10 protein-coding genes are annotated in these 12,122 nt (G+C 36.4%); 8 read left to right on the top strand and 2 right to left on the bottom strand.

The window, feature by feature from the left end:
* Positions 1 to 821: 821 nt before the first annotated feature.
* The 8 genes from IGI37_RS13385 to IGI37_RS13350 all read left to right on the top strand — a co-directional run bounded on the left by IGI37_RS13385 (position 822) and on the right by IGI37_RS13350 (position 9,995).
* The gene (locus tag IGI37_RS13385) at positions 822 to 2,321 is read left to right on the top strand and encodes an Lsa family ABC-F type ribosomal protection protein (RefSeq protein ID WP_438762493.1); all 1,500 of its coding nucleotides are present in this window, start codon (positions 822 to 824) and stop codon (positions 2,319 to 2,321) included.
* A gap of 94 nt (positions 2,322 to 2,415) precedes the next feature.
* Entirely contained in the window at positions 2,416 to 3,573 is a 1,158-nt protein-coding gene (locus tag IGI37_RS13380) for a hypothetical protein (protein ID WP_438762491.1), read from the top strand.
* Between the two features lie 175 nt (positions 3,574 to 3,748).
* The gene (locus tag IGI37_RS13375; RefSeq protein ID WP_438759380.1) at positions 3,749 to 5,239 is read left to right on the top strand and encodes an IS1182 family transposase; all 1,491 of its coding nucleotides are present in this window, start codon (positions 3,749 to 3,751) and stop codon (positions 5,237 to 5,239) included.
* Between the two features lie 279 nt (positions 5,240 to 5,518).
* Positions 5,519 to 6,325: a hypothetical protein gene (locus IGI37_RS13370; protein WP_438762489.1), complete on the top strand. Its 807-nt coding sequence runs from the start codon at positions 5,519 to 5,521 to the stop codon at positions 6,323 to 6,325.
* A gap of 273 nt (positions 6,326 to 6,598) precedes the next feature.
* Positions 6,599 to 7,744, top strand: coding sequence for a tRNA epoxyqueuosine(34) reductase QueG (gene queG, locus IGI37_RS13365; protein ID WP_438762487.1), 1,146 nt, complete (start codon positions 6,599 to 6,601; stop codon positions 7,742 to 7,744).
* Positions 7,745 to 7,915: 171 nt separating this feature from the next.
* Entirely contained in the window at positions 7,916 to 8,116 is a 201-nt protein-coding gene (locus IGI37_RS13360) for a cold-shock protein (protein WP_438762485.1), read from the top strand.
* Between the two features lie 389 nt (positions 8,117 to 8,505).
* A complete protein-coding gene (locus tag IGI37_RS13355) occupies positions 8,506 to 8,964 on the top strand; it encodes a DUF2798 domain-containing protein (RefSeq protein WP_438762483.1) in 459 nt (152 codons plus the stop codon).
* 467 nt (positions 8,965 to 9,431) lie between these two features.
* On the top strand, positions 9,432 to 9,995 hold the full coding sequence (locus IGI37_RS13350) for a LysM peptidoglycan-binding domain-containing protein (RefSeq protein WP_438762481.1): 564 nt from the start codon (positions 9,432 to 9,434) through the stop codon (positions 9,993 to 9,995).
* Between the two features lie 251 nt (positions 9,996 to 10,246).
* On the opposite strand, the gene IGI37_RS13345 is transcribed toward IGI37_RS13350, so the two are convergent.
* Both IGI37_RS13345 and IGI37_RS13340 read right to left on the bottom strand, forming a co-directional pair.
* Complete coding sequence (locus IGI37_RS13345; RefSeq protein WP_438762480.1) at positions 10,247 to 11,155, bottom strand: IS3 family transposase; 909 nt, start codon at positions 11,153 to 11,155, stop codon at positions 10,247 to 10,249.
* Positions 11,146 to 11,829 carry a helix-turn-helix domain-containing protein gene (locus tag IGI37_RS13340; protein ID WP_438759894.1) on the bottom strand — a complete coding sequence of 228 codons (684 nt, stop codon included), beginning with the start codon at positions 11,827 to 11,829 and terminating at the stop codon, positions 11,146 to 11,148. The genes IGI37_RS13345 and IGI37_RS13340 overlap by 10 nt, the downstream gene beginning before the upstream one ends.
* Between the last annotated feature and the right edge of the window lie 293 nt (positions 11,830 to 12,122).

The following is a 12,122-nucleotide window of genomic DNA, read 5'->3' as shown; positions in this document are numbered from 1 at the left end:
TGAAGGAAACTTATTATGTAATATGAAAGAGTGCATAAATAATTTGAAAAATAAAGAAAAATCATTTTATATTCTGTGGAGGTATTGAGTTAACGCAATGCCTAGCTTTAATTTTTGTGACCTTGATATTGACTTTGAACTGTTTAGTATAGATACGGACACAAGCGGTTTTGATTAATTAGAATGTGCTTGAATCCCTTAGTAGTGGTATACAAACGGATGTATTAGGAAATCAAGAACGAAATATCCAGTAAAGAGGTGCAAGACTACGTAAAGCAAACGTTTGAGGGAACCAAAGTTGAAGTCAGTCAGCCGGTTGAAACATTTAACAAATAAATTTTTAGGTACTATTCACGGCTAATCTGAGCGGGTACTTCTTGTTGTCTAAGCTTTCAAATAAAAGTGACGTGTCTTAAGGAATCAGTATATGAGAGACTAAAAATTGGCGGTATGAAGCATTTTTTAGCTACTCAATTCGATGATAGCATGTACAGAACTGAGCAAAATTACTCAAACTGCTGTGAGCTGTGACTTTACCATTTTTTGAATTCGGCAAATAAAATAAAGCGACAAGTGTTGACAGCTTATCGGTAGGCGTGCTATCATTTTGATATTATAAACGTAAAGTGAGGGATCGCGCATTGAGAATTTAAGTCAAACTGTTGAAGCTGCATTCAGACTAAAACCTACCAAGGGGTTAGTGTGCAGATTTTCAGGATTGGCTTAAGCTTTTGATGCGAGGTCTCTTTTTTGATCTCATAAAAGCTGTTTTTGTAGCCTGCCCTGAAAATTGGACGGGTTATTTTTTATGAGGTGAGAAGATGTCCAAAATAGAAATTAAAAATTTATCATTTGGTTATGACAATCAAGAGGGGTTGTTATTTGACCAAGCCACACTAAACTTTGATGAACGCTGGAAACTAGGGCTGATCGGAAGAAATGGACGTGGTAAAACGACTTTATTAAATATTTTACAAGGGAACCTTCCTTATCAAGGGAAAATAAATCATCAATTGGCGTTTGTGTATTTCCCACAAAAAATCAAAGATAAAAACCAATTAACGTATTATGTACTGAATGATATTTGTACCTTTGAGCAATGGGAGCTTGAACGTGAGCTGAATTTACTCCATCTGTCTCCAGATATTTTGTGGCGCGACTTCCCCTCACTTTCTGGTGGGGAACAGACAAAAGTATTATTGGCTTTATTATTTATTGATCAAATGCATTTTCCTTTGATTGATGAGCCAACCAATCACTTAGATTTACTCGGCAGACAACAAGTGGCTGAATATTTGAAGAAGAAAAAACAGGGCTTTATTGTTGTTAGTCATGATCGAAATTTTGTAGATGAAGTGGTGGATCATGTTCTTTCTATTGAAAAAAGCCAATTAGTTTTATACCAAGGGAATTTCTCTGTTTACGAGGAACAAAAGCGTCTGAGAGATGAGTTTGAGCAGGCCCAAAATGCCAAGCTGAAAAAAGAAGTCTCTCGTTTGAAAAAAACCGCGGCCGAAAAAGCAGAATGGTCTCGTTCTAGAGAAGGAGACAAAACGAAAAGCAGAACTGGCTTTATTGATACGGAGAACAGACGGGTTAACAAAGGGTCAATAGGAGCTGATGCGGCGCGAACGATGAAACGTTCCAAGGCGATTGTTACACGAATGGAAACACAAGCAACAGAAAAAGAAAAACTACTGAAGGACATCGAGTACATTGATCCTTTACACATGAATTATCAACCATCGCATAAGCAACGATTATTGACGGTTGAAAACCTAAGCTTGGGTTATGGAGAAGATTATTTATTTGAACCTATCAGTTTTGAAGTTAACAAACATGATAGAGTGGCAATCACAGGTCCAAATGGTTCTGGAAAATCAAGTATTATTCGCTATTTACTAGACCAATTTGATGGCAAGGTTGTAGGTGATGTACAGAACTCACCGACGACACAAATTAGTTACGTTCGGCAAAACTATGAGGATAACACAGGAACCCTCCAAGAATTTGCAGAAGCGAATAAATTAGATTATTCGATCTTCTTGAATAATTTGACCAAACTAGGGATGGAACGAGAGGTTTTTCATAACCCCATTCAACAAATGAGCATGGGCCAACGAAAAAAAGTGGAGGTTGCAAAATCTTTATCGGTTTCAGCAGAATTATATATTTGGGATGAACCGTTGAACTATTTAGATGTTTTTAACCAAGAACAGCTAGAACAACTGATCTTGTCAGTCAAACCAACGATGCTTTTAATCGAACATGACGTTACTTTTTTAACGAAAGTCGCAACGAAACAGATTAAATTAAAATAACATAAAATTTAAATATTCATCTACCCTTTATTTATAATTTATATTATAATTGAAGGAGCGCTAAAAAAAGCGCAGGAAAGGGATGAAGTAATAAATGAAAAAAGCAACATTACTTGTTGGGGCAGTAGCTGGGCTCTTTTTATTGGCCGGTTGTCAAGGGAAATCAACAAAAGAACAGTTCATGGATGCATATAAAAAACAAGCAGATACCAAAGAGTATAATGCGACCGAATTTGATTTAAAAGTAGACGACTTAAAAATTGATGCGGATGAAGAAACAAGCGGTCAAGTAGCAATGATTGTTACACAAATTAAAGATATGAAACTTTCAGGTGATACTTTAATAGACAGCGAAGGAAAAAAGATGGAATTAAATTTGAAGCTTGAAGCCTTTGGAAAAACGGTTCCAGTTCAAATGATTCAAATAGATGAGAAAAGTTACCTATCTGGTGCGACTTATACTGGTGTAATTGAGTTAGTTTCTTCATTTGGTGTGCCACTTAAACTTGACCAAGCTAAAATGACTGAATTAAAAACGAAGTACATTCCTATTACAGAGAAACTTTATGACGAGTCTGGCCTAAATCAACAGACAGATAAAACGGCCGATAAAGAATTGCTTACAGAATTAAAAGATGGAAAACTAAATGACTTATTTAGAGAGTATGTAGAGAAACAACTGAAAGATGATGACTTCAAAAAAGATGGTGATAAACTATCACACACATTTACAAAAGATGAGATGCTAGACTTTGCTAAATATGCAAAAGAGAATGGATCGAAACAAATAAAAAAATACGTAGAAGAATCTATTGAGCCATTGAAAGAATTGGATACGCTAGATTTCACGGTATCAATTGACACAAAAACAAATAAAAATACTATGAAAATGACCGTTAAGCAAGAAAAAGCAGAAATTAAAATCACTTTGAACATGACTCCTAAAAAATCAAAAGATAAAGTTAAGGAACCTAACAAGCTAGATATTATTTCAGATGAAGAAGTACAAAGCTTGATGGAAGATGCCGTTGGAACAGCTAGTAGTGACGAGTACGATACGATTGAGCCTGATGCAGATGATAATGATTTAGATGATTACGAGATTTCAGATGAAGACTTCCAAGAAATATATGATCAATTAGAAAAAGTTAAAGATACCTTAACTAAAAAAGATGTTGAAGAATACTTATCTCAAGTTGGGGATATGCTTACAGATGCTCAAAAACAAAAATTACTTGATTTAGTCAAATAAGAACGACAAAAAAGAGCGGACTTTGGTCGAGGCTGCTGAAAAAGTCTCTGACAATTTTACAAAAATAAAGAAAAATAGTGGTTGAGAAAACGTCTATTTTTCTTTTTTTTTGTATAAAAAACCCATTGTATAGCCATTTATTGGTATAATAGAAGAAGTGGAAGGAGTGTTTTAAATGCTAGATAAGGGACGTCAAACGAGCTTAGAAGTAGGCATGTATTCAGGTTTATATGATATTTTGATTGAAAAGGATAATTTTTGGAGACAAATCAATGAAACGGTTGATTTTTCTTTTATTTATGCTGAAGTAAAACAAAATTATTCAGAAACAGCTGGTCGGCCAGCTGAATGCCCCATTCTCCTCTTTAAACTAATCTTATTAAAAACCTCGTATAAGCTATCAGACCGCGATTTGATTGCTCGTTTACGTACGGATATGCAAATGAAATACTTCCTAGAATATGAACCAGAAGAAACTGAATTTATGGCTCCTAGCTTACTTTCTAAGTTCCGTCACCTACGCTTGAAAAATACGAATCTATTGGACTTACTTCTCACAAAAACTGTCGAAATCGCCTTGGACAAAGGCGTAATTGAAGTGGAAAATAAATTAATTCAAGATTCTACCCACTCGAATGCCATGTTCCAACACGTTTCGCCAAGAGAAGAAATTATCAAACGAGCGAAAGAAGTAAGAAAAGCCGTGTATGCTGTTGCCCCTCAAATGAAAGAAAAAATGCCAAAGAAAAAGGAACATACGGGGATCCTTGAAGACACCCTCCACTATGCAAATGAAGTGATAAAAGTGATTGAAACAGAGGGTGGTTTTGATAACTGCACAGCCGTGATGGAGCGAATGAATTACTTAAAAGAAGGCATCGAAGAAACAGAGGGAGCGTTTGAATTTTCTAAAGATCAAGAGGCAAAAGTTGGGCATAAGACGGCGGACACCGCTTTTTTTGGCTACAAAACACACCTTGCTTTAACTCCTGAACGAATCGTTACAGCCGCGACGATTACCAGTGGCGAAAAACCTGACGGCAAAGAAATGAAGACACTCGTCGAAAAAAGCCAACATGCAGGGATTGAAGTCAAGGCAATTATTGGAGATGGTGCGTATTCAGAGACGGATAATTTGAATTACGCAAAAGCAAACGGAATGAAACTAGTATCGAAGTTAAGTAAGTCAGTCACTCATGGGAATGGAAAAAACAAGGATAAATTCGCGTACAATAAAGATGCAGAAATGTATGTTTGCCTAGCAGGACACATGGCAATTAAAAAGAGAAAGTCAGGAAGTAAATGCGATAAAAAGGGAGTAGACTCGCGTGTAGAGGCCTATTTCTTTGACGTGGAAAAATGCAAAAGATGTCCGTTTCGCGAGGGTTGTTATACTGATGGAGCGAAAACAAAAACTTTCTCAGTAAAAATAAAGTCAGATACACATATCGCTCATATGGATTATATGGAAACCGAAGAATTTAAAGAGCTTTATAAAGAGCGGTATAAAATAGAGGCTAAGAATGCGGAGTTGAAAGGTCGATACAATTATGGAACCGCACAAAGCTGTGGTCTATTAGGGATGACCATCCAAGGGGCGAGTACGCTGTTTTTAGCTAATATGAAACGAATTATCAAGTTAGAAAAGGAAAATACGGGGAAATAGAGGGTAGATTCCCTTTATTATTATGAAAATACACAAAAAACAGTGAAATTCTTTTTTTTTGAAGAATTCCACTGTTTTTTTGTGAGTGTTTTTCAGCAGCCTCACTTTGGTCTAGCTCTTTTTTTCCATGTTAAAGGAACAGCAAATGGAATATAGGGTATAACTTGCCAAGATAAGAAATCAAAAATTTATGTATCTTTTGAGAAATTCGTACATTTAGTAAAAGTTTGCTATACTAGAAGAGGATTTTTCTATTGTTAGATAGTAAGGAGGAGTTTTATGGATAAGCAACATGCTTATTATCAGACCTTAGTTAATGTGGTTTCAGATACATACGGTAAAGCAGAAGTGAAGCGTCAAGAAAAGCCCCGCATCAATAAATTAATTGAAGAAACAAATCAATTGTTTAAAGAAGCGGAAAAAGAATATGATTGGTTAAACGATCAGAAAAAAGCTGTCTGGTCTCATCAACAATTGGTAGTGAATGGGATTGATGTTGATAGCTATTGGAGTTGGGGTGAAGTCAATCATCTCAGCGAGCAAGCTTCTATTGACTATTTTATTTGTGTGTCTGCTTCTGGGTTTATCTCTGGAGCGGTTGCCAAACAAGGTGAGACTTTCCACAATCGACTATGGCCTTATATTTTAGGTGAAACAAGTATGACTCAAACGCTAAATTCCTTACGTGAAAATATTTATCAAGGACAGTTTGTTGCAGACAATCCTTTTGTGAATATTTTGCATAATCAATTGACAAAGAATGCACGTCCCGATAGATTAGAGACGCTATCTTATGAACAACAACGTCAGATTACTAAAGACAATCCGAATCATTATTTGGATTTTACCACTATGTCAGATATTCAAGCAGATGTCTTTTATAAGATTATCAACTCCAAACTGGTTTCTTATAATTTTTTTGAGGTTCTACCAGATGAGAAAAAAGGTTCCTCAGCAGATTATTGGACGACCTATAGAGAAGCATTGTTTTTATTGGCAAGAGGGGAAGTTAAAGAAAAGAATCTCCAGTTTTTAAAAATAAACCATCCCAAACGCGGACTGGAATATGGTTTGTACATCCGCTAATCTCATTGAATCAAACGCCCAACCCTGTCTACAAGCAGAGGAGTTGGGCGTTTTTTGGCCGAACGGTCGCTTCACTGAAATCGTGTAGTTGATTTTATTTGATGGATAGAAAAAAATAAATGATTCACTGATAAACGGAGGACGAACGTTCATCTGAAGGAGTAGTTAGTGTATAATGGAACCAGATAAAAGTGAACCCCTGCTTAAATTAATAAAGTGGCTTAGTAGATAGATGCAGGCCACCTTTTCTATAGAAGGAAGTCGATAGAACAAATGAACTTAAAAGAAAAAATCATTGCTCAAAGTAAGCAATTGGGAATTGATAAAATTGGCTTCGCTTCGGCTGAACCATTTGATTATTTAGAAGAATCTTTGAGAGAACAAAAAGCAAACGGTCATACTTCAGGATTTGAACATCCGGTGATTGAAGAGCGTTTGTATTTGGAACGGACGTTTGAGAATCCTCAGACGATTATTTCTATTGCGCTGGCATACCCGACAAGAGCTCGTGAAAAAGCGCCTCGTGATGAGAAAAGAGGACAGTTTGCTAGAGCTTCATGGGGGATTGACTACCATGATATTCTGAGAGATCGTCTAGCCAAATTAATCGAGTTCATTAAAGAAGAAGCGGTCAATCAAACAGAAGCACAGGACTGGCGATTTGCTCCACAGGTTGATACAGGGGAATTGGTTGATGTTGCAGTGGCCCAACGTGCCGGACTTGGATTTATTGGGCGAAATGGTCTGTTGATTACCGAAGAATATGGTTCATTTGTTTATTTGGGTGAAATTGTCACTAATATTCGTTTAGAACCAGACGAACCTGTACCTTTTGGTTGCGGGGAGTGCACCCGTTGTATTACGGCTTGCCCTACTTCGGCCTTACTTGGCGATGGCCGTATGAATGCGCAGCGTTGTTTGTCTTATCAGACACAAACAAAGGGTATGATGCCTGAAGAATATCGAAAAAAGATGCATAATGTAATTTATGGCTGCGATATTTGTCAGTTAGTTTGCCCATACAATAAGGGAAAAGATTTTCATTTTCATGAGGAAATGGAGCCAGAGATAGAGGTCGTTTATCCGAAATTAAAACCGATGCTGTCGCTATCTAATAAAGACTTCAAAGAAAAGTTTGGTCATTTAGCAGGTTCTTGGCGTGGTAAGAAACCTTTGCAAAGAAACGCGATTATTGCTTTAGCAAACTTAGGTGATCGAACGGCTTTACCTGAAATTTGGCAAGCAGCCCATGATGTTCGGCCAGTGATTCGCGGAACAGCCGCTTGGGCGATTGGCAAATTGGGGCGAAAAGAACGCGATATTTGGCAACCTCGATTAACTAGTTGGTTAGAAGAAGAACAGGAGGAAGAGGTTAAAACAGAGATTAAAATGGCTCTTTCCATCTTTATGAAAGAATAAGAGGGTAATCCCTTTACTTTTGTTGTTGTACGTGATACACTCACTGATGTAGTATAGTTGTTGAATAAATAAATAGGCTAATTCATTCGTATGAGTGGTTCAGTTCCTCTTTTTTTATACGCAAAAGTATTGCAAATAATTCGTGCGTATGCACAAATGGAGGAATACATTATGAATACAGGTACAGTGAAATGGTTTAACGCAGACAAAGGTTTTGGATTTATTACTCAAGAAGACGGAACTGACGTGTTTGCACACTTCTCAGCTATCCAAGGCGACGGCTTCAAAACTTTAGACGAAGGTCAAGCAGTGACTTTCGATGTTGAAGAAGGTCAACGTGGCTTACAAGCAACTAACATCCAAAAAGGTTAATTTTTAACTATTTAAGCAATCCTTTAGAGGGTTGCTTTTTTTATTGGTCAAAATAGTCAGAAGATGGGTTGAATGTTATGTTTGTCAATATGATAAGTAAAATAATCCCTCCGATTTTTGATTGGGATTTTTAGATAGACATACGGATAAACAACTTTTATAAAAGTTTGTTGAGGATTTATAACACGTCAAATTTACTTTTTTGATAGTTTCCTTCTATATAATAAGAAATATAGACGAAAAATGGTCGTTAGTTTTCTCAATCTGAAAAATAAGCCACTCCAAAGTGTGTATCTGGAAAAAAGTTCGTGAAATTCTCAGAAAAAACTTACGAAGAAATTTTTTTTATGATAGGATTTTAGATGTCGCAAAAAAAAGGAGGAAATAACGTGCCAAAATCAAAAAAAGAAAGTATTCTATTCACTTCAATTATGTGTTTTATGATGGTTTTTGGAATGAGTGCTTATAATTTATTACTACATAACGCATTTACATGGGGGAGTTTGTTCGGAGGGTTAGTTCCAGGAATTATTGTTGCTTTTATTCTAGATACATGGGTTGTTGGAAAAATTGCAAAAGGGATTGCTTTTAAGTTACCAATTAGTCGCGAAAAAATGATTTATATGATCCTAACCATTTCAACGCTTATGGTAACAGGTATGGTTTTATGTATGTCGCTTTTCGGAGTTGTTTTTGAAGGAGGGATTCAAGAGGATATGGGGAAACTTTATCTTGAAGCAATTGGATTCAATTTTATTGCAGCCTTACCTCTACAATTATTAGTTGTTGGACCTATCTCAAGGTTTATTTTGGGAAGCTATCAAAAGAGACAAGCAGTACAATCATAATCTATTAAATAGAAACAGGGAGTAGGACAAAAAAGTCTTACTCTTTTTTTTGCAAAAAATCATGGAAAAGTTAGTTAATTAGAACATAAGTTATCGTTGAAAGCGTTGGCATTCCTAGTGTTTTTTCATTTCCTAAAAGAATCAATGATTGGTTTTAAGTAAAAAAAATAGTCAAAAACGACAAAAAATCATGAAATTATTCTGTAAAATTCAACATATAATAAGGAAAGCAGGGACTCTTTTTTGAAGATACTTTGATTTTCCTACTTTTTTTACTTTTTCAAAAATTCTATAATTTAAAAAAACGTTGATATGACGGCGTTTCTGAGATGTCTGTTACAAAAGATAAAATAATCATTGTTTTGCAATCAAATGTCACAATTTTATCACCTATGAAATATTTTCCGATGTTAAAGTGATACCTGTCGTTAGGAAAGACAGACGACAAAGAAAAGGAGAATGTTTACATGAAATCACTTAAAACACTTTTATTAGGCGCAACATTAGCAGCAGGAGTTACCGTAGCTTTAGGTACAGCAAATGCATATGCAGATACTTCATATACAGTTCAATCAGGAGATACACTATCAACAATATCTGCAAAATATTCTGATGATAGTAACTTTATTCAATCTATTGCAGAAAAAAATGAAATTACAAACATTAATTTAATCATTGCAGGACAAGAATTAATCATTCCTACAAATGATGGAGAAGTAGTCGAAGCAGCTACTCAAAAACAAGAAACAGCTACTGAACCTTCTTACACAGAAGAATACACTGCACCTGCACAAGAAACACCAGCTGCAACAACTTCTTCTGCAAAAGAATGGATCGCTCAAAAAGAATCAGGTGGTTCTTACTCAGCAACAAACGGAAGATACATTGGTCGTTACCAATTAGACTCTTCTTATTTAAACGGAGATTATTCAGCTGAAAACCAAGAACGTGTAGCAGATAACTATGTGATAAATCGTTACGGTTCATGGGAAAATGCCCAAGCCTTCTGGTTAGCAAACGGCTGGTATTAAGAGAATAGAGTCAAAAGTCTTTAATAACCCCGTAAGTCATTTCAGAGACTGGGATCATAACTTTACAAGTTGTGGTGTGCTCCCCGTCAAGTGGACAGTGAAAAATAATAAAATTTTTATCAATTGTCTGTCATTTTTTTGGCAGGCTTTTTTGATTTCTATTTCTAAGACTAGTCGCGCTACCGCTTAACTTGCCTGTCCGTCTCACAAGTGAAACGAAGCCCATTTCGCTTATGAGACGACCAGGATGATTAAGCCACCTCCAGATAGTGTTGATGATAAGCCATTGGTGTCATAACAGATAATTTACGCTGTAATCTTCTGTTGTTGTAGTAATCTATATAATCAGAAATCATAGATACTAGGCTTTCACGGTTGGTGAACTTCCGCCCGTAATACTTTTCTCGTTTCATCATGCCCCAGAATCCTTCCATTGGTCCGTTGTCGATACAATGGGCTACGCGAGACATACTCTGCTTCATTCCTGTATTTTTTAAACGTACACAAAATTGTTGGCTAGTGTACTGAAAGCCGCGGTCACTGTGCATCAAAGGATGCGCATGAGGTTCTAGTGCAATTGCCTGATCAAAAGTGTTCATGACCAACGGATTATCGTTACGGTCACTAATAACGAAGGACACGATGCGACGATCATACAAATCAAGAATAGCGCTAAGATAGACTTTGTGTATGTCCATACCAACGTAATACTTAAATTCAGAAACATCAGTCAACCATTTTTCATTTGGTTTGTCGGCATGAAAATCCCGGTTTAACTCATTTTTTGCCGTGTGGTAAGGTCTCTTACCTCTACGTGTGATACTGTTCGCCCAATGTTTAATCGTCGATTGAATCCCTAAAGCTCGGCAAATTCTCAAGATTCTTTTATCGTTGAACTTGTGGTGATAGCGTGTACTAATTTCATCATCTAGTCTACGATAGCCCATGTCAGGGTGTTCGTCATATATTTTTCTGATTTCTTGGGCAAGCTCAGTGTTTAAATAGGCTCTGGGACTTACAGGATGTTTCAACCATTTATAGTAGGCAGAACGAGAAACATGCAAGAAATGACACATTGGCTGAATTGGATAATTTTTCTCTTCGTGTAAGCTTTTGATAGCTTCATACTCAAATAAGTGTCGGGTAAAGCTTATTCCCACTTCCTTTCTAATTCCCTTACTTTTTTTAACAAGTCATTTTCCATTTGAAGTTGTCGGTTTTTACTTTCTGATTGTGCGAGACGGTTTCGTAATTCTTCTTCCGGTGTTCGACTAGGTTGTGTGCCAATCCGGCGACCTCTGCGATCTTCTAATCCAGCAGCACCTTTCTCCTCATATCTTTTGACCCAATTTCTCACTTGTTGATAAGAAACTTGGTATTTCAAAGCCATTGCACCATAATTTTTGTTTTGTGTTAGACAGTCTAAGACGATGGTTAAACGTTCTTCTGTCGAGGTTTCTCTTGCTTTTCTCATGTAACTTCCACCACTTTCTGATTTGAAGGTTCCATGAGTATTATACACCTGTACCCATTTTTTTAGTTGGCTACTACTTCTAAGTTTGTATGTTTTGGCTAATTCCTCGTAACTTCCTTTTCCATTGAGATAATCTATGGTGGCGGATAATTTTAACGCTACTGAATAGTGCCTATTCTTGGGCGCAGTCAATAGGGCTGTTCCTCCATCATTTTCATAAAGTCTCAACCATCTGACAATGGTAGGCAAAGAAACATTTCCTTCTCTCGCTGCCTCTGAAAGACTTAGTTCATTGTTTAGACAGCTTTCTACTAGTTTCACACGCTCTTCTACTTTTAGCTTCATCAATCTTTTAGTCATAATAAATACCCCCTATACTGGACTTATTATGTTTCAGTGTCCTGTATAGGGGTAGCATATCATTATGTCTCAGTCTCTTTTTTGTCTTTTCTAAAGATATTTTGACCAAAGTATTGACCGTCAGTTTACCTGCACAAGCTCCATTAATCTTTCTGTTTTCTTCTCGAATACATCATGTCATCTGCCCTATAGGCACATGAATCATTTGTAGAATCTCTTTGTTATCCACTAAATTAGCTAATATAGTTTTCCTAAAACATATAAACAAAATTTCTAACTTATTACATCATTTA

Source organism: Enterococcus sp. AZ194, assembly GCF_051713825.1.
GTDB lineage: Bacteria > Bacillota > Bacilli > Lactobacillales > Enterococcaceae > Enterococcus_K.
This window is presented reverse-complemented; position numbering and strand designations above follow the sequence as displayed.